Genomic DNA, 17,530 nt, shown 5'->3' with positions numbered 1-17,530 from the left:
CAGAACCTCGGCGGCCGCCTTGCGCTCCCCGACGATCCGGTAGCGCTCCGGAGCCGGCTCAACCCCGTCGAGTCGCAACTCCAGCAGCTCCAACTCCTCGCCATCGAGGGCCAGCACCGCCCCAGTCGGCGCTGCTGCTTCCGGGACGCCAGGGCTGGGGCCGCCGCCGGCTGAGGCCTCGGGATTGCACCGCAGCCGCAGCCGGCACCTCACCAGGGCATGGTCGGCAAAAAGATCGATCCGCAAATCGACATCATCCACCAGATAAGGGAAGGGTCGGTAATCGGCCAGCAGAACCGGCCGGGGAGTTTTATCATCGGTGCTCAAAACCTGCTCCTGCCTCTGATTTTTATAAATCCGCGCGGGGCCGCGGAAGCAAAATTGTCGCCCGCCGGATTGACAGATCGCCCCGACGGCATTAAAGTATGGTCCGCGAGGGACGTAACCCCCCGATTACACGGCCTATGCCCCAATAACCACCATTTTTGTGCAAGTTAACCGAGCTTTTTTGCCCTGCTCATCCAGCCGGAGGCTGCCGCCGCCGGCTGGTACCAGGCCCCAGCAGAGCAGCCTGTTCCCAGGATCAAGGAGTTGCCGTCATGCCGATTTACGAATACGAATGCCAAGCCTGCCAGAAAATCACCGAAGCCCGTCAGGGCATCAGCGATGCCCCCCTTACCACCTGCGGTGATTGCGGCGGCCAGCTCTGCAAGATAATCTCCCAGAGCTCTTTCCGGCTCAAGGGCGGCGGCTGGTACGCCGACGGCTACAGCAGCAGTTGCAGTTCCGCTAAGTGCCCGGCGGCGGCCGGTTCCTCCTCCGCTTCATCCCCCACCCCTGCCGCCCCGCCCTGCGCCGGGACCTGCGGCTGCTAGCAATAAGCCTGGCAGTCCCCATCCTGGCGCTTGCAGCCCAAGTTGCTGCCGCCAAGCTGAGGGTCTGCCGGGCTTTCGCCTTACTTTTTCACCCTCCCGCTCTGCCAGAGCGCACCCTTTGCTGATCGGTCCTTACCTGACCATAATGGCCATGGCGTCACCGTAGCTGAAAAAGCGGTAACGCTCCTGGACCGCGTGGCGGTATGCCCGCATAATGGTTTCCCGGCCGGCCAGGGCGCTGACCAGGAAAAGCAGGGAGGAGCGGGGTAAGTGGAAATTGGTCAGCAGGTTGTCCACCACCCGGAAATCATAACCTGGGTAGATGTAGAGGGAGCAACGGCCGCCGCCGGCCTGAACCTGCCCGTCAGCCCCGGCGGCGGCTTCCAGGGCGCGCACCGAGGTGGTTCCCACCGCCCAGATTTTACCGCCGGCAGCCCGGACCTGGTTGACCAGGGCCGCATTGGCGGGGCTGATCGTATAATCTTCGGCGTGAATGGCATGTTTGCGGATGTCGGAGCAACGCACGGGAGCGAAGGTGCCGTAACCGACATGGAGGGTAACCTGGGCCTGTTTCACCCCCTTTTGCCTGATTTCGGCCAATAAATTCTCGGTGAAATGAAGCCCGGCCGTAGGGGCGGCCACCGCCCCGGTTTCCCTGGCGTAGACGGTCTGGTAACGGGTGCGGTCGGCGGCGGTTGCTTGCTGCCGCTTGATGTAGGGCGGCAAAGGCATCCGGCCGTAACGGGCCAGGCAGTCATCGAGCAGGGTCGCAGGATCGGTGGTTGCCGTCCCGTTCAACTCCAGGCGTACCCGCACCTGGCCGCCCTCCCCCACCGCCACCACCTCCGCCCGGCAATCCTCGCCGAAAACCAGGATGTTTCCGACCCGCGGGCCTTTGGAGCTTTTCAGCAAACCCCAAGCCGGCTCGCTTTGCCGCAGCCCGGCAGGGGCTGGGGAAGCCGCGGCCATACGGGGGTATTCCAGCAAGAGCAGTTCCACCTTGCCGCCGCTTGCCTTGCGCCCCGGCAAGCGGGCCGGGAAAACCCGGGTGTCGTTGAAGACCAGCAGGTCCTCGGGCTGCAACAAGTCAAGGAAATCGGGGAAGCGGCGATCGACCAGGGTGTCGCCGCGGCTGTCGCAGACCAGCAGGCGGGAGGCATCGCGCCGGGCAGCCGGTTGCTGGGCAATCAACTCCTCCGGCAGGTCATAATCGTAGTCGGCCAAGTGGTAGGTATGCATCGCTTAAACCAAACCGCTGCGTTGAGCCAGGTAACACAGCAAAAAACCCAGGCCCAGGGCGGCCAGCCCGAAAACCCGCAAGGTGGCGGGCGGCAATTCCTGCACCTGACCCAACCAGCGTTTCATCGCCTCGGGAAAGGCCGCGTAGGGCAGGCCTTCGATGATCAGGACCAGGCCGATCAGGGTCAAAAAAAATTCCATGGCAAGGCTCCGGACGAACAGTTATATTGAGCTTTCCGCCAGCACCCCGGGTAAATCCCGGGCCACGGCCGGGCCAATATAACCGACCCCGCGGCAAGCTGCAAACACCCCGGCCACCCCCCGGCTCCATGAGTCCCGGGGAGAGCAGGGGGTTGCCTGATTCCCATCAGTTCATCGAACCCTTCCTGGTATTTTTTGCGTGATGCCCAAGCATGGCAATTTTTCCTGACAGAATGATGCTGAGCCGGCGCGACAAGGCCCTGCTCACCGTGCTGGCCGCCGCCCTGGTCGGCATCCTGCTGGTGCTGGCCTTGCTGGGCTGGTATCTGTGGCGGGAATCGGTGGTGGCGGAGGAAGTGCGCCTGGGCAAGCTGGCAAGCCGCCTGGGCGAGCAAACCGAGCAGGCCATCGTCGATGCCCGTGACCTGCTGGATCACCTCAACCAACTCGAGACCGCTCCCTGTTCCCCCGAACACCTCGGCGCCCTGCAGGAAGCGGCGATCACCCGACCCCATGTTCGAGCCATCGGCTACTGGCGGGCGGCGGAACGCAGGTGCGGGGTTGGTTTCATTCAAGGCCGGCCCCTGACGCCGCCCCAAGCCAGCCGGATCTATGACACCGGCGTCATTGCCTGGTGGCCCGGCCCGGCTACCGCCGTGGGCGGGGTGGAACTGTTCCTGATCCGGTTCGGCGAGCACGACCTGGCCATCGACCCCCGGCTGGTTATGAATCCCGGCTTGCTGGCGGAGCAGAAAGTAGAGCTGTGGGTGGAAGGAATGTCCCTGGCCGTTCATCCCTCCGGCGCCATATTGCCGCCGCCAGGGGAGTTGGCCCCCGGCTTGACCGTGGACCGCGCCAATAACCTCATCCTGGCCCGTTTCTCCCTCGGCACCCTGTTTCCCATCGACATCGTGGCGATGCAGCCCCTGGGCCTCTTCTGGCAGCGCTATTTCCCTACCCTGATTGGCGCCGGACTGCTGGGAATGGTTCTGGTGGTGCTCTGGCTGTTCGCGGTGCTGCGCTACTCGCGCCATCACCTTAGTCTGCCCGCGGAGTTGCGCGACGCCATTGGCGGGGGCCAATTAAGCGTGGTCTATCAACCGATCGTCGACCTGGCCAGCGGCTGCTGTGTCGGGGCTGAAGCCCTGGCCCGCTGGCGCCGGGATAACGGTGAAGCCATCGGCCCCGACGTATTCGTGCCCATGGCCGAGGAAAGCGGCCAGGCCACGGATCTCACCCTGGCGGTACTTCGGGTGGTGCTGGCAGAGCTGGGCGATCTATTGCGCAACGACCCCGGCCTGGTGATCAATCTCAACCTGAGCGGCAGCGATCTGGCCTCTCCCCGCTTCAGCCAGGCGCTGACCCGGATGCTGCAAACCGCCAAGGTCGCCCCGGCATCCATCAAACTGGAAATCACCGAATGCTCCCTGCTCAATACCAGCCATGTGAGCGAGCACATCAGCGCCCTGCGCGCTCTTGGCCACCGCATCGCCATCGACGATTTCGGCACCGGCTACTCCAGTCTCGCCTACCTGGAAAACCTGGAACTGGATACTCTCAAAATTGACAAGACCTTTGTCGACGCCATCGAAAGTCACGCCGTGACCAGCAGTGTGATTGGCCATATCATTGAAATGGCATCATCACTCCGGCTTGATATTGTCGCCGAGGGCATCGAATCATCCCACCAGGCCCGCTGGCTCCGGGAGCAACGGGTGACTTTCGGCCAGGGCTACCATTTCAGCCGGCCCCTGGCGGCGGAGCAATTCCGCCGCTGGTGCGATGAGCAGACCGGCGCCGCCGCTAAAACTTAACCTGGAAAACGGAGTTTAACTTGCAATTGCGGATTTCTAACCGGCGACCAACCCTGGCGGGGAGCGCCCTGCTGGCCCTGACGATTTTGCTCACTGCTTGCGGCCCGCTGCTTCCCCCGCCGGAGCCTGGCGATCCCCATCCAACCCCGGTGCGGGAGGTAAGACCGCTGAACGGGCACGAATTGGTGATCGTCCGCTCCGAGGACGAGATCGAACGCCAGCGCCGGCACTGGCTGCAAGGAGCGGGCACCAATCTGGCCCCGGATAGCGTCGGGTACTTCATGGACGTGCAGACGGCCCGGCTGCGCCAGGAACTGGCGGGCACGGGGGTTGCCGTGGAGCGTAAGGAGAACGCCACCACCATCACCTTCCCCGGCAATACCAGCTTCGAAACCAACAGCGCCCGCCTCGATCCGGCCATGGAGCCGGTTCTGGTCGCCATTGCCCGGGTGCTGAACGAGTACCGCCAAAGCCTGATCGTGGTGACCGGCCATACCGACAATCTGGGCGATCGCGGCCATAACCAGCGACTTTCCGAAGAACGAGCTTTGGCGGTGGGGCAACAGTTGCTGGCCGCCGGCATCCCGCCGGGTCGCATGGTGCTGATCGGTTACGGCCCCGACCGCCCCGTTGCCGAGGTTGACACCCCGGAAGGACGCGCTCTCAATCGCCGGGTGGAACTGATCGTCCATCCCCTGGTCGAGCCTTAACCGCCCTGGTCGCCGCTTTTGCGGCCGGCAGGTTGGCTGATTGCCATGCCGTCAAGCTCAATCGCCAGTCGGCCGACTATTGGCCCACCGCCGGGCCCTCCTTGCCCCAGGGATCGGGAGGAATTTCCTCTTTGCCCAGCGGGTGTGGGGGCATCATCTCCTTGCCAAGCGGGTGCGGGGGCATCGCCTCTTTGCCCAACGGGTGCGGCGGCATCGCCTCTTTGCCCAGCGGGTGCGGGGGCATCGCCTCTTTGCCCAACGGGTGCGGCGGCATCGCCTCTTTGCCCAGCGGGTGCGGGGGCATCGCCTCTTTGCCCAACGGGTGCGGCGGCATCGCCACGTTGCCGTCTGGTCGGGCAATCCCGGCCTTGCCCTCTTCCGGCTGGATCGTTGACGGCCGCACCTCCTTGCCCAGCGGATCCGGAGGTATCGCCAAGGCCACCCCCGCCAGGACCAAGCCGGCTGCCATCATGATAGCCAGGGTTTGGTAAATCAAGGTTTTGCCCATCATCCTTCCTCCTGCTTCTCAATTTAAGGCAAGGGGCTCAACTCGCCCCAACCCGGCACCCCTTCCCTTCCCGGCCGCGACTTGGGGTCGGCCACGGACAAAGATTGGCAAAGATCGACGCTGATCCTCACCAATTATAGCACCACGTTTTGGCTGCTGCTGAAATATTTCAGCGCCGGCCGGGGCTTGCCGACCACGACCGGGACCAGGCAAAATCCAGGGCTTTCCGGGTGCATATTTCCCGGCGGCCGGGTATAATGGCCCGCCTATGCAAGCCAGAAAAATTACCAGACAGATCAGGGTGGGGCCGGTGCCGGTGGGCGGCGGGGCGGCTGTTGCCGTCCAGTCGATGACCAATACCGATACCCGCGACGTGGAAGCCACCGTGGCCCAGGTGCGGCGCCTTGATGAGGCCGGCTGCGAGATAATCCGGGTGGCGGTCCTCGATCTCGAGGCGGCCCGGGCCATCCGGGCCATCCGGGACCAGATCGCCATCCCCCTGATCGCCGACATCCATTTTGATCATCGCCTGGCCGTTGCCGCCATGGAGCACGGGGCCCAGGGCATCCGGATCAACCCCGGCAATATCGGGGGCAAGGCCAAGCTGGCCCGGGTGGCCGCCGCCGCCCAGGCCCACGCGGTGGCGATCCGGGTGGGGGTCAACGCCGGCTCCCTGGAAAAGGATATTCTGGCCCGGCATGGGCACCCGGTCCCCGCCGCCCTGGTGGAAAGCGCCCTGCGCAATATCGCCCTGCTGGAAGAGCTCGGTTTCCATGAGCTGAAAATTTCCCTTAAATCCTCCGATGTGCTGACCACCATCGCCGCTTACCGGCAGTTGAGCGCGGTCTGCGATTATCCCCTCCATCTGGGGGTAACCGAGGCCGGAGGCCTGATCGCCGGCACGGTCAAGTCCAGCGTCGCCTTGGGGATTCTGCTTTTCGAGGGGATCGGCGACACCCTGCGAATTTCCCTGACCAGGGATCCGGTGGAGGAAATCCGGGTGGCCTACGAACTGCTGCGCAGCCTGCGTTTGCGCCAGCGCGGGCCGGAGCTGATCTCCTGCCCCACCTGCGGCCGCTGCCAGGTCAACCTTTTCAGCCTGGCCGAGGAGGTTGAAAGATATATTCAGAAAATTGCCACCCCGCTGAAAATCGCCGTCATGGGCTGCGTGGTCAACGGTCCCGGCGAGGCCCGGGAGGCGGATATCGGGGTGGCCGGCGGCAACGGGGTGGGCATTATCTTCAAGAAAGGCAAAGTTTTCAAAAAAGTGCCGGAAGCCCAAGTATTGGAGGTTTTTTTGGCCGAAATAGATAAAATGACCCAAAAGCTCGAGCGCTGAACGGTTGGGCAAACACCAACGGCAGCCGTCTTTAATCACTGCTCCCGACGGAAACCAGAACCCAAAATAAGGAACTGTCACCATGCGTTTTTCCCAGCTGCTGCTGCCGACCCTGAAGGAAGACCCGGCCGAAGCCGAGGTAGTCAGCCATAAACTCCTGCTGCGGGGCGGTTTTATCCGCAAACTGACCGCCGGGGTTTACTCCTACCTGCCCCTGGGCCTGGCCGCCGTCCGCAAGGTCGAACAGATCGTCCGCGAGGAAATGAACCGGGCCGGAGCCCAGGAAGTGCTGCTGCCCATGGTCCAGCCCGCCGATCTCTGGCGGGAATCGGGGCGCTGGGATAAATACGGCCCTGAACTGCTGCGCTTCAAAGACCGCAATGAGCGGGAGAGCTGCCTGGGGCCGACCCACGAGGAGGTCATCACCGACCTGGTCCGGATGAATATCCACTCCTACCGGGGCCTGCCCCTCAATCTCTACCAGATCCAGACCAAGTTCCGCGACGAAATCCGGCCCCGCTTCGGCCTGATGCGGGGCCGGGAATTCATCATGAAGGACGGCTACAGCTTTGACTCCGACGAGGCCGGGGCCGACGCGACCTACGCTAAAATGTACGAGGCCTACCAGCGTATTTTTACCCGTTGCGGCCTGGCCTTCCGGGCGGTGGAGGCGGATACCGGCACCATCGGCGGCAGCTTTTCCCACGAATTCATGGTCCTGGCCGCCACCGGCGAGGATGTGGTGGTGATCTGCCAGCACTGCGATTACGCCGCCAACCTGGAAAAGGCCACGGCCCAGGCGGAAGCGGCCGCCGCCGGGGATAACCCCCTGCCGCTGAACAAGGTCGCCACTCCCGGCCAAAAAACGGTGAGCGAGGTTTGCGAATTTCTCCAGATTCCGGCCGAATCCCTGGTCAAAACCATGATTTATCTCGCCGACGGGCAGCCGGTGGCGGTGCTGCTGCGGGGCGACCATGAGGTTCAGCCGGTGAAGTTGCAGAACCTGCTGGGGGCCCTGGAAGTGGTCCTGGCCGAAGACGACAGCATCGGCCGGCTGACCGGCGCGCCAGCCGGCTACCTGGGGCCCGTGGGCCTCGAAGTTCCCCTGGTAATGGATGCGGCGGTGGCCGGAATGGCCAACTTCGTCACCGGGGCCAACGAGGCCGACCACCACCTGGTCAACGTCAATCCCGGCCGCGACTTTGCTCCCGACCACCAGGGCGATATCCGGATGGTCAACGAAGATGATCTTTGCCCCCGCTGCGGCGGTAAACTCGCCCTGACCCGGGGCATCGAAGTGGGCCACATTTTCAAGCTGGGCACCAGTTACAGCCAGGCCTTGAACGCCACCTTCCTCGATCAGCAGGGGCAGAGCCGGCCCTTTGTCATGGGCTGCTACGGAATCGGCGTCAGTCGCACGGTGGCGGCGGCCATCGAGCAGAGCCATGACCGCGACGGCATCATCTTTCCCCTGCCCATCGCCCCCTTCCAGGTGATCCTGCTCAACCTCACCCCCAAGGATGCGGAGATCAGCGCCGAGGCCGAACGGCTCTACCGGGAGTTGCGGCAACAGGGAATCGAGGTTCTGCTGGACGATCGCGATGAACGGCCGGGCAGCAAGTTCAAGGATGCCGACCTGATCGGGATTCCCATCCGCCTGATGGTGGGCAAGCGCTTCAAGAACGAGGGTCTGCTGGAAATCCGCACCCGGGCCGACGGCCAGACCAGGGAGGCCACGCCGGCCGCGGCCCTGGCGGTGATCCGGGAAATGGTGGCCAACGCCCTGGAGCCGGCCGCCCCGGCCTGAGTCCGGGCCTCGTTGATGGCCCCGGCAGAGAACCCGGGAGACCTGAACCGGACCAAAGCGGTTGTTGCTCCGGGTTTTCGCGATTCACTAAAATCCGTGCTCGATAAGCGGGGAACCATGACCAGCATCGACGAGATCATCAGTCAGGCCGCCAGCTATATGCCTGACGAGGACCTGGAGCCCTTACGCAAGGCCTACCACTTTGCCGAGAAAATCCATCAGGGGCGCCACCGTCTCTCCGGCCGCCCCTACCTGGAGCATGTGCTGGCGGTAACCGCCATCCTGGCCTCCATGCGCCTGGATGTCGCCAGCCTCACCGCCGGCTTGCTCCACGGGGTCCTCAAACAGAAGGAGCATCCGGTCAGCCAGGCCAAGCTGCGCGAGGAATTCGGCGATGATGTCGCCAATATCGTCGCCGGGGCCACCCGGATCACCGCCGTCCAGTTCAACAGTCGCCTGGCCTATCAGGCCGAAAACATCCGCAAGATGCTGCTGGCCATGGCCACCGATATCCGGGTGCTCCTGGTCCGGCTGGCCGACCGGCTCCATGACATGCAGACCCTCAACGTGGTTGATCCGGAAATCCGGGAGGAAATCGCCCAGGAAACCATGGATCTCTACGCCCCCCTGGCCGGACGGCTGGGGATCGACTGGATCAAGCGGGAGCTGGAGGATCTGGCCTTCTCCCAGCTCCAGCCCGAAGCCTACCGCCAACTGGCGGCCAAAATCCAGACCTCGCTGCCCGACCGGGAAATTTACGTGGAAAGGATCAAGGATCTGCTTTCCCATCATCTCCGCGAGAACGGCCTGGAGGATTTCCGAATCCTGGGCCGGCCCAAGCACCTCTACAGCATCCACAAGAAACTGCTGGTCCAGAATATCACCATCGACAAGGTCTACGACAAAGTCGCCTTCCGGATCATCGTCAATGACCTCAAGGAGTGCTACCAGGCCCTGGGGGTGATCCACTCCTTATGGCCCCCCATCGACGGCCGCTTCAAGGATTTTATCAGCCACCCCAAGGCCAACGGCTATCAGTCGGTCCATACTTCGGTGATCGGTCCCGACGGTGATTTCATGGAAATCCAGATCCGCACCGAGGCTATGGATCGCATCGCCTCGGAGGGCATCGCCGCTCACTGGGCCTACAAGGAGGGTCAGTCCGCCAGTATCCGCGACGTCAAGCTTTTCAAGTGGCTCAAGCAACTGGTGGGGATGCTCCAGGACCTGAAAGACCCCGGGGAACTGCTGGAGACGGTCAAAGGGGAGCTTTACGAGGACGATATTTACGTATTGACCCCCAACGGCGAGGTCAAGGGTTTCCCCAAGGGCAGCACGCCTTTGGATTTCGCCTACAGCATTCATACCGAAGTGGGTCACCATTGCAGCGGGGCCAAGGTCAACGGTCAGATCACCCCCTTGCGCACCCCGCTCAAAAATGGCGACGTGGTGGAGATCATCACCTCGCCCAGCCGCAACCCGAGCCGCAACTGGCTCCACATCGTCAAAACCAGCCGGGCCCGCAACCGGATCCGCCAGTGGCTCAACCAGGAAGAACGGGAGCAAAACCTGGCAAAGGGCCGGGAAATCTGTGAGCGTGAACTGCGCAAACACGATATCAGCTTAAAAAAGCTGGTAAAAACCGGGCACTTGAAAGAGGTTTTGAAAAGCCTGAGTTGTAATTCCCTGGACGAATTGCTGCACAAGGTGGGAACGGGCAAGCTGGCGGTGGCCTCCATCACCCGCCTGCTCCAGCCGGCGGAGTTGCGGCAGGAGGAAGCGGCCACCGAGGCGGTCCTGCTGGACCGGGTCACCCGGGGCCGGGAGGGTCGTGAGCCCAGGGGCAGCGACGAGGTGGTCAGGGTGGAGGGGGCGACGGGCATCCCCACCAAGCTCGCCAACTGCTGCCTGCCGGTCCCCGGCGACGAAATCATCGGCTATATCACCACCGGCCGGGGCATCACCGTGCATAAGAGCAACTGTCCCAACCTGCTGGCCGGCGAAATCGAAAGAAGGATCGGCGTCAGCTGGAGCGGGGCGGCCCAGACCCCCTACCGGGCTTCGGTGGTGGCCATCGGCCGCAATCAGCGGGGCCTGCTGGCCACCCTGTCCAGCACCATCACCAATGACGACGCCAACATCGCCAGCCTGGAAGCGGGCACCCGGGGGGATGACGCTCGCTTCACCATGGTTCTGGAGGTCGAGGGCATCGAGCACCTCAACCGGATCCTCCAGCACATTCGTCAACTGGACGGCATCATCGAAGCCAGCCGCAAGTAAGTAAATCTCGCCAAAACCCCAGACCGGCTTGGCCGGCCATAAGAAAACAACGAGTTGACCAACGTTTCCTGTCGTCGTCGCGGAGGCTGGCGACGTCGACCAGTAAGTAAGTCCCAGCAGGATTCCGGGCCGGCCTGGCCGTTCAGCGGGCATAAAAAAACCCTCCCGGGGAAGGAGGGCAGGATCAAATCCCAAACCAAATAAACCGCGCCACCCAACTGCGGGGCCGGATCGCGGCTGGCCGGCTCAGCCGGCTGCTCAAACCTGGCGGCCGGCGGAGACCGTCGCTACAATATATATAAGGTTTTTACCCGCTTGCGCCGGCAGGCCCCTGGCGGGTCCGGCGACCATAATCCCGCACGGCGCCGAGCCTGATCGCGCAGGATGCGGTACAGCAGCAGGTTTAACTATTTGGTGATGGCGCCGGAGCGCAGACACCGGGTGCAAACCCGGACCCGCTTGGCATTGCCGCCGGGGGTGGCCATCCGCACTTCCTGAAGGTTGGGCAACCAGCGCCGCCGCGTTTTGTTGTGGGCATGGCTTACATTGTTGCCGACTTGCGGTTTCTTGCCGCAGATAGAACATATCTTGGACATATCTCAATACTCCCGGTAACTTAACAGTAAATAACGCCGTTTTAGGACGGCCCGGTCTGTCCCGCCGTCATGAACAGGACCCGCACATATAACCTTTCCGGATCTCCTTGACAAGTATTTTTGCCATCCGGCGGGCCAATCCTTTTCCGGTTGACCACCGGAAGGTAATATTGTATATAGCGGGCAATTTTCACGACCGCAAAATCCCATTTTTTCCCAGCAAACGGAAACTATTTCGTCCCACCATTGTCATACTCATTCGTACACCAACCTGCCAATGCCTTCAAAACTCAGCAGCCGAGGCGCTCATGACTAAAGAACAGAATCAGGTGTGGCGTTTTTTCGCCTCGGTTAAGCTTGCCCTTATCGTTATTTTCATGCTGGCCGTGATCTCGATTATCGGCACCATCATTCCCCAGGGCAAACAGCCGGCCTTTTACATCCAGGAATACGGCGCCGATCTGGCCCGGCTTTTCCAGGTCCTGGATATAACCAATATGTACAGTTCCTGGTGGTTCATCACCCTGCTGATCGTCTTCTCGGCCAACCTGATTGTCTGCAGCATCGACCGGTTGCCCAATGCCTGGCGGATGGTGCGGCTCGACAACCTGGACACCACCCCGGAACGCCTCCAGAAAATGCCCCTCAAGGCGGAAATGAAGCTGGCCGCCGATGTCCCCGCCGCCGCCGAGAAAATCAGTCGCCTGCTGGCCGCCGCCGGCTGGAAGGCCGCCCGGCGCGATCAGAAAGAGGGTGTGCTCCTCTTCGCCCAGAAGGGCGCCTGGTCCCGCCTGGGGGCCTACATGGTCCACATCAGCATCCTGACCATCTTTGCCGGGGCCCTGTTCGGGGCGGTGTTCGGCTTTAAGGCCAGTATCTTCTTCCCCGAAGGCGAAACGGTGGGCCATGTCTTCGAGCGCGGCACCGCCCGCCCGATCCCGCTGAACTTCGAACTCCACGTAGAAAATTTTGAAATCGGCTATTATCCCAACGGGATGGTGCGGGAATACCGTTCCGACCTGATCATCACCGATCCCGAGTTGCCCGAACCATGGCGGACTTCGATCCGGGTCAACCACCCCCTGAAGCATCGGGGGCTGACTTTCTACCAGTCCAGCTATGAACCGATGTCCGAGTTCATGATCAACGTCCGCAACAATGAAACCGGCCGGGAACGTTACGCCCTGGTCCCGCCCGGCCGCCAGGTGAGCTGGGGGGAAGAGGACGTCACCTTCGGGGTGATGAATACCATGACCGACCGGATGGGCCGGGTCCATGAATTCCAGATCTGGTTTGCCGACTCCTCCGAGGCCGATCCTTCAGTCTTCAATATGCAGGACAAGCAGACCGTTACCGTCCAGCGGCCGGATAACAATTACAGTTTCTACATCCAGCAGCGCTACGCCACCGGCCTGCAGGTCGCCAAGGATCCCGGAGTCTGGATCGTCTATCTCGGCTTCGCTTTGATGTGCCTGGGTCTTTATACCACCTTTATGATCACCCATCGCCGGCTCTGGGTCCACCTGACCCCGGATGACCGGGGCCAGACCAGGCTGTTGCTCTGCGGCGGCAGCAACCGCAACAAAGCCGCTTTCGATCAACGTTTCACGGAACTGGCCGAGCGCCTGCGCCAGAATCAAGCCATCAAACAGTAGAGAGGAAGGACCATGGAAAGCGCCCAACTGCTCAATCTCACCACCTTTGGCTACCTGGCCTCGTCGATGCTGTATGTCGCGATTCTGATCTTCGGGACCAAATACCGGACCCTGGGGCTCACCGCCACCCTGGTCACCATGGGAGCCCTGCTCCTCAGCACCATGGGCATTCTGCTCCGCTGGTACGAGGCCTTCCAATTGGGCTTCGGTTATTACGCCCCCTTTTCCAACATGTACGAATCCCTGGTCTTCTTCGCCTGGTGCATCGCCCTGACTTACCTGGTGCTGGAATACTTATACAAAAACCAGGCCCTGGGGGCGTTTATCATGCCCTTTGCCTTCCTCGCCCAGGCCTTTGCCGAGTACTGGCCCCAGTGGAACCAGGATCTGCGCCCGCTGCTGCCGGCCCTGCAGAGCAACTGGCTGATCGCCCATGTCATTGCCAGCTTCGTCGGCTACGCCGCCTTCGCCATCGCCTTCGGCATGGCGGTCATGTACCTGCTCAAGGCCCGCAACATCGAAAAAAGCGGCCGCCCGGATGGGACCTCCTTCTTCGCCGCCCTGCCCGGCCTCAAGGTGATCGATGAAGTGATCTACAAGGTGATATTCTTCGGCTTTGTCTGGTTCACCATCGGCGGCCTGATCTTCGGGGCGATCTGGGCCAATTCGGCCTGGGGCACCTACTGGAGCTGGGATCCCAAGGAAACCTGGTCGTTGATCACCTGGTTCATTTACGCCGCCACCCTCCATGTCCGCTACACCCGGGGCTGGAGCGGCAAAAAAATCGCCTGGCTGGCGGTGCTGGGTTTTGTTTCCACCGTCTTCACCTATTACGGCGTCAACTTTCTCCTCTCCGGCCTCCACAGCTACGGCTAAGAAAAACGGCGGCAAGCTGCAACAACGTCGCAGTCCGGCCGGCCGGCCAGCTACCACAGGGGGTTGCCGGCCGGTTTACTTAAAGCGTTATAATCCAGTGAATATCCGTAACCACCGAAGGCTGCCCAGTATCTGGCTTAAGGGAATCAATGGGTTTTCTCAACGGCAGAAAGCAAGCTCAGACGGCAAGATGATCGCTGTTTTTGCTATTGACGCCACCCCGTTGCCTCGTATATAGATGCTCGGTAATGATGCCAACTGGAACCTGCGGCTGACCCGGCCGCATCAATTGCAATAATTTAGAGAGAGGAGGTTTAACCGATGAAATTTACCGCAACCATCATCGCCATTGTGGCCACCATGGCTTTCGTCGCCACCGCCATCGCCACCATGCCCGGCCAGAATGCCGAATATGAAGGCGGCGCCATGGGTCAGGTCGTTTTCGACGGTAAGGCTCACGCCGACGCGGGCCTGAACTGCGCTGACTGCCATACCGAACTTTTCGGCATGAATCGGGAAGCCAAGATGACCATGGCCGACCACAACAACGGCACCTTCTGCTTCAGCTGCCACCGGGCCGACGGCACCGCCTTTGCCAGCGCCGACAACTGCGCCCGCTGTCATACCAAGTAAGTTGAACCACAGCCTGTCATCTGAGCAAGGCCGCTGCCAAGGCGGCCTTGCTCAGACATGATTTTCGTGGCCAGTCGCCCCCCCGCCAAAAAGAAAATCCGCACCTGGAACCACGCCCAGCTCTCTTATTTCCTGCTCTCCATCGCGGCCGGGCTCACCGTTCTGATCAGCACCACCCTCTTTATTTTTATCACCCTGGACCTGCCGGACATCGGTTCGCTGGACAGCTACCAGCCGGCTCAGACCACCCTGATTTTCGATGACCGGGGAGAGGTGGTCGAACGGGTCTTCAGCGAAAACCGGATCGTGGTTCCTCTGAACGAACTGCCGGAGCTCCTGCCCCAGGCCTTCATCGCCGCCGAGGACGCCCGTTTTTACGATCACAGCGGAGTCGACGGCTGGTCCATCGTGCGGGCCCTGGTCCATAACCTGCGAGCCGGGGAACGCCGCCAGGGGGGCAGCACCATCACCCAGCAGGTGGCCCGCGCTCTGCTGCTCAGCCGCGAAAAAACCTACAGCCGGAAAATCCGTGAAGCGATCCTGGCCTACCGGATCGATCAGCGCCTGAGCAAAGACGAGATTCTGCATATCTATCTCAACCACATTTATCTCGGCAGCGGCGCTTACGGAGTGGAAGCGGCATCCTGGACCTATTTCGCCAAGTCCGCCCGGGATCTCAACCTGGCGGAAATGTCGCTGCTGGCGGGACTGCCCCAGGCCCCCAGCCGCTACACTCCCCTGCGCCATTATACCCTGGCCAAGCGGCGCCAAGCCTACGTTCTGAATCGGATGGCCGAGGAAGCCTACATTACCCCTACCGCCGCCCGCCGGGCTTACCTCCATCCCTTGCTCTGGGCCACATCCCCGCAAGGCGCCCCGGAAAACGGCTACTTCCTCCAGCAGGTGAAAAACCAGGTGGAACAGCGCTACGGCCGCAAGCTGTTGCTCGAAGGCGGCTTGCGCATCTACACCAGCTTGAACCAGGAATTGCAGCAGAGCGCGGCGGCGGCGGTCGCCCATGGCATCCAAAGCTGGGAGGGGCGCCGCCGCCAAAGTAGTGGCACGGAACGGCCCCAGGCGGCCCTGATCGCCATCGAGGCCGGCACCGGCCTGGTCAAGGCGGTGAGCGGCGGGACCGACTTCAGCGCCAGCCAGTTCAACCGGGCCACCCAGGCCCGGCGCCAGCCCGGCTCGGCCTTCAAGCCGCTCATTTACGCCGCCGCTCTCGACCATGGCCTGACCCCGGCCACCATCATTGTTGATGAACCCATCCGCCTGCGCGGCGCCGGGCCCCGCCAGACCTGGGAACCGAAAAATTTTACCAACCGCTTCTACGGGCCCACCACCCTGCGCGACGGCCTGGTTTTTTCCCGCAATGTGGTCACGGTCAAAATCCTGCAGCAAACCGGACTCGATCCGGTTATCCAGTTGGCCCGGCGGCTGGGCATCAGCAGCCCGCTGAGCAACAACCTGTCCCTGGCCCTGGGCTCGGCGGAGCTTTCGGTTATGGAACTGACCGCCGCCTATGCCGCTTTTGCCAATGGCGGCATCTATCACCGGCCGATTTTCGTCCAAAGCGTCCGCGACCGGCTCGGCAACCTGCTGGAACAGAATCGCTCGACGGGCAGCCGGGCCCTGGATCCCCGCACCGCCTACCAGGTGACCCGACTGCTGGAAGGGGTCATCAAGGATGGCACCGGCCGGGGCGTGGCCGGAATCGCCATTCCGGCGGCCGGCAAAACCGGCACCACCGATCGCTACATGGACGCCTGGTTCATCGGCTACAACCCGGAACTGGTGACCGGGGTCTGGGTTGGCTTCGACCGCCTGGCCCCGCTGGGAGCCAACGAAAGCGGCGGCCGCACCGCCGCCCCGGTCTGGCAGCACTTCATGCAGGAAGCCAAAAAACAATTGAAAAATGAGGAATTTCCGCGGCCGCCGGGAATCGTGCTGATTCCCGTCAACAACGCGGTGGGAAAATACGAAGATAACCCTCGCCGCATATCATGGGAGGCTTTTCGAACCGATAATCTGCCCCCCAGCATGGTCAGCCCGCTGCCGGGGGCGGCAGAGTCGTCGGCCCGGGAAGTACGGCAAGCGAAGCCGGGAGGATGATCGAGGTCGGCCCCCCGACTGCCCGCCCGGGTCAACGCGAAATGCGTCAAGAGGCGGAAAGCCGGGCGGGGCCGGAAGAAGGCGGGAGATTCAGGATTTATGCTTGCGGGGGCGGTTTTTGACGTCGTCAATACCGAAGTTGACCAGGGTGAAATTGGCCAGCAATTCCTTATGCAGTGCCTCGGCCTTAGCCGGATCGCTGCTGGTAATCCGGATGGAAACCCTTTTCTTGCCCTCGGGGGCGTCTTCGAAGGAGGTGAGTATGCTGATCACCCGGACATCATAACCCCGCAGGATTTCAATAACCCTGGTAACCGAGCCCGGGGCGTCGGGCAGATCGAAGACATAACAGCGGGCGCCGTCCTTAATCCCGCTGGTCCGCACGAAGGCCCGCAGAACATCGGTTTCGCTGATCAGGCCGACCAGCCGGCCGGCCTCATCGACCACCGGCAGGCCGGAAATCTTGTCCTCGAGCATGATCACCGCCGCCAGTTCCAGGCTGTCCTTACCCTTAAGGGTCAGGGGGGAAGAGGTCATAACGTCCTTGACCTTCATCTCGGAGAGCAGGTAGTAAAGCTCATGGATATCCAGGGAAGAGGTCTTGGAGGGCGAAGCATCCTTGACATCGCGATCGGTGACGATCCCCAGCAGCTTGCCGTGGGAAACCACCGGCAGGCGCCGGATGTTGTTCTCCTTCATGACCCTGGTCGCCCGCATCAGCGAAGTATTTTCATCCACGGTCAGAACATTCTTGGCCATCCAGTCTTCAATCAGCATGGTATCCTCCTCGCAAAAGGGCGGTTACTGCCGCAACCGCCGCCATTAGATGACAACCTTGAGAAATCCTCGGCTAAGCGCCTTAATCCCTGTTTATATAAAGTA

Annotated in this window: 16 protein-coding genes; 10 read left to right on the top strand and 6 right to left on the bottom strand. The window is 62.0% G+C overall.

The annotated features are described in order from the left end of the window. Positions 1 to 327, bottom strand: a 327-nt coding sequence (locus ACHHTY_RS03810) for a hypothetical protein (protein ID WP_395492735.1), incomplete at its 3' end; no start/stop codon positions are given. 272 nt (positions 328 to 599) lie between these two features. On the opposite strand from ACHHTY_RS03810, the gene ACHHTY_RS03805 reads away from it, so the two are divergent. Then, entirely contained in the window at positions 600 to 875 is a 276-nt protein-coding gene (locus ACHHTY_RS03805) for an FmdB family zinc ribbon protein (RefSeq protein WP_395492734.1), read from the top strand. 132 nt (positions 876 to 1,007) lie between these two features. Here the strand turns inward: ACHHTY_RS03805 and queA are convergent, their stop codons facing one another. Together queA and ACHHTY_RS03795 are read right to left on the bottom strand one after the other, a co-directional pair. Beyond that, positions 1,008 to 2,114: a tRNA preQ1(34) S-adenosylmethionine ribosyltransferase-isomerase QueA gene (queA, locus tag ACHHTY_RS03800; protein WP_395492733.1), complete on the bottom strand. Its 1,107-nt coding sequence runs from the start codon at positions 2,112 to 2,114 to the stop codon at positions 1,008 to 1,010. A gap of 3 nt (positions 2,115 to 2,117) precedes the next feature. Further along, positions 2,118 to 2,315 (bottom strand): DUF2065 domain-containing protein, encoded by a 198-nt coding sequence (locus ACHHTY_RS03795; protein ID WP_395492732.1) that lies wholly within the window; start codon positions 2,313 to 2,315, stop codon positions 2,118 to 2,120. A 236-nt stretch (positions 2,316 to 2,551) separates the two neighbouring features. Between ACHHTY_RS03795 and ACHHTY_RS03790 the strand changes: the two genes are divergently transcribed. Together ACHHTY_RS03790 and ACHHTY_RS03785 are read left to right on the top strand one after the other, a co-directional pair. Further along, entirely contained in the window at positions 2,552 to 4,129 is a 1,578-nt protein-coding gene (locus ACHHTY_RS03790; protein WP_395492738.1) for an EAL domain-containing protein, read from the top strand. 26 nt (positions 4,130 to 4,155) lie between these two features. Beyond that, the gene (locus ACHHTY_RS03785) at positions 4,156 to 4,839 is read left to right on the top strand and encodes an OmpA family protein (protein WP_395492731.1); all 684 of its coding nucleotides are present in this window, start codon (positions 4,156 to 4,158) and stop codon (positions 4,837 to 4,839) included. Between the two features lie 76 nt (positions 4,840 to 4,915). Here ACHHTY_RS03785 and ACHHTY_RS03780 read toward each other — a convergent pair whose 3' ends face one another. Continuing rightward, positions 4,916 to 5,350: a hypothetical protein gene (locus ACHHTY_RS03780; RefSeq protein ID WP_395492730.1), complete on the bottom strand. Its 435-nt coding sequence runs from the start codon at positions 5,348 to 5,350 to the stop codon at positions 4,916 to 4,918. Between the two features lie 265 nt (positions 5,351 to 5,615). On the opposite strand from ACHHTY_RS03780, the gene ispG reads away from it, so the two are divergent. The 3 genes from ispG to ACHHTY_RS03765 all read left to right on the top strand — a co-directional run bounded on the left by ispG (position 5,616) and on the right by ACHHTY_RS03765 (position 10,773). After that, positions 5,616 to 6,686 carry a flavodoxin-dependent (E)-4-hydroxy-3-methylbut-2-enyl-diphosphate synthase gene (gene ispG, locus ACHHTY_RS03775; protein ID WP_395492729.1) on the top strand — a complete coding sequence of 357 codons (1,071 nt, stop codon included), beginning with the start codon at positions 5,616 to 5,618 and terminating at the stop codon, positions 6,684 to 6,686. Between the two features lie 82 nt (positions 6,687 to 6,768). Further along, on the top strand, positions 6,769 to 8,493 hold the full coding sequence (locus tag ACHHTY_RS03770; RefSeq protein WP_395492728.1) for a proline--tRNA ligase: 1,725 nt from the start codon (positions 6,769 to 6,771) through the stop codon (positions 8,491 to 8,493). Positions 8,494 to 8,610: 117 nt separating this feature from the next. Then, positions 8,611 to 10,773 carry a RelA/SpoT family protein gene (locus tag ACHHTY_RS03765; RefSeq protein ID WP_395492727.1) on the top strand — a complete coding sequence of 721 codons (2,163 nt, stop codon included), beginning with the start codon at positions 8,611 to 8,613 and terminating at the stop codon, positions 10,771 to 10,773. A 407-nt stretch (positions 10,774 to 11,180) separates the two neighbouring features. Here ACHHTY_RS03765 and rpmB read toward each other — a convergent pair whose 3' ends face one another. After that, positions 11,181 to 11,369 (bottom strand): 50S ribosomal protein L28, encoded by a 189-nt coding sequence (gene rpmB, locus ACHHTY_RS03760; protein ID WP_395492726.1) that lies wholly within the window; start codon positions 11,367 to 11,369, stop codon positions 11,181 to 11,183. A gap of 308 nt (positions 11,370 to 11,677) precedes the next feature. Between rpmB and resB the strand changes: the two genes are divergently transcribed. The 4 genes from resB (at position 11,678) to ACHHTY_RS03740 (ending at position 16,648) form a co-directional block, all read left to right on the top strand. Next, positions 11,678 to 13,024 (top strand): cytochrome c biogenesis protein ResB, encoded by a 1,347-nt coding sequence (gene resB / locus ACHHTY_RS03755; protein ID WP_395492725.1) that lies wholly within the window; start codon positions 11,678 to 11,680, stop codon positions 13,022 to 13,024. A gap of 12 nt (positions 13,025 to 13,036) precedes the next feature. After that, a complete protein-coding gene (gene ccsB / locus ACHHTY_RS03750; RefSeq protein WP_395492724.1) occupies positions 13,037 to 13,900 on the top strand; it encodes a c-type cytochrome biogenesis protein CcsB in 864 nt (287 codons plus the stop codon). A gap of 321 nt (positions 13,901 to 14,221) precedes the next feature. Then, positions 14,222 to 14,533 carry a c(7)-type cytochrome triheme domain-containing protein gene (locus tag ACHHTY_RS03745; RefSeq protein WP_395492723.1) on the top strand — a complete coding sequence of 104 codons (312 nt, stop codon included), beginning with the start codon at positions 14,222 to 14,224 and terminating at the stop codon, positions 14,531 to 14,533. A gap of 57 nt (positions 14,534 to 14,590) precedes the next feature. After that, positions 14,591 to 16,648 carry a penicillin-binding protein 1A gene (locus ACHHTY_RS03740; RefSeq protein WP_395492722.1) on the top strand — a complete coding sequence of 686 codons (2,058 nt, stop codon included), beginning with the start codon at positions 14,591 to 14,593 and terminating at the stop codon, positions 16,646 to 16,648. A 90-nt stretch (positions 16,649 to 16,738) separates the two neighbouring features. Here ACHHTY_RS03740 and ACHHTY_RS03735 read toward each other — a convergent pair whose 3' ends face one another. Further along, positions 16,739 to 17,425: a CBS and ACT domain-containing protein gene (locus ACHHTY_RS03735; protein WP_395492721.1), complete on the bottom strand. Its 687-nt coding sequence runs from the start codon at positions 17,423 to 17,425 to the stop codon at positions 16,739 to 16,741. Positions 17,426 to 17,530: the final 105 nt, after the last annotated feature.

The sequence above is a fragment of the Desulfurivibrio nitratireducens genome, from assembly GCF_044068515.1.
In the GTDB taxonomy this organism is placed as follows: domain Bacteria; phylum Desulfobacterota; class Desulfobulbia; order Desulfobulbales; family Desulfurivibrionaceae; genus Desulfurivibrio.
This window is presented reverse-complemented; position numbering and strand designations above follow the sequence as displayed.

Coding starts and splice junctions, on each gene's coding strand:
- ACHHTY_RS03740 (WP_395492722.1), top strand. CDS start 14,591: ATGATTTTCGTGGCCAGTCGCCCCCCCGCCAAAAAGAAAATCCGCACC.
- ACHHTY_RS03780 (WP_395492730.1), bottom strand. CDS start 5,350: ATGATGGGCAAAACCTTGATTTACCAAACCCTGGCTATCATGATGGCA.
- ACHHTY_RS03790 (WP_395492738.1), top strand. CDS start 2,552: ATGCTGAGCCGGCGCGACAAGGCCCTGCTCACCGTGCTGGCCGCCGCC.
- ACHHTY_RS03735 (WP_395492721.1), bottom strand. CDS start 17,425: ATGCTGATTGAAGACTGGATGGCCAAGAATGTTCTGACCGTGGATGAA.
- rpmB (WP_395492726.1), bottom strand. CDS start 11,369: ATGTCCAAGATATGTTCTATCTGCGGCAAGAAACCGCAAGTCGGCAAC.
- ACHHTY_RS03795 (WP_395492732.1), bottom strand. CDS start 2,315: ATGGAATTTTTTTTGACCCTGATCGGCCTGGTCCTGATCATCGAAGGC.
- resB (WP_395492725.1), top strand. CDS start 11,678: ATGACTAAAGAACAGAATCAGGTGTGGCGTTTTTTCGCCTCGGTTAAG.
- ACHHTY_RS03745 (WP_395492723.1), top strand. CDS start 14,222: ATGAAATTTACCGCAACCATCATCGCCATTGTGGCCACCATGGCTTTC.
- ccsB (WP_395492724.1), top strand. CDS start 13,037: ATGGAAAGCGCCCAACTGCTCAATCTCACCACCTTTGGCTACCTGGCC.
- ACHHTY_RS03765 (WP_395492727.1), top strand. CDS start 8,611: ATGACCAGCATCGACGAGATCATCAGTCAGGCCGCCAGCTATATGCCT.
- ACHHTY_RS03770 (WP_395492728.1), top strand. CDS start 6,769: ATGCGTTTTTCCCAGCTGCTGCTGCCGACCCTGAAGGAAGACCCGGCC.
- queA (WP_395492733.1), bottom strand. CDS start 2,114: ATGCATACCTACCACTTGGCCGACTACGATTATGACCTGCCGGAGGAG.
- ispG (WP_395492729.1), top strand. CDS start 5,616: ATGCAAGCCAGAAAAATTACCAGACAGATCAGGGTGGGGCCGGTGCCG.
- ACHHTY_RS03805 (WP_395492734.1), top strand. CDS start 600: ATGCCGATTTACGAATACGAATGCCAAGCCTGCCAGAAAATCACCGAA.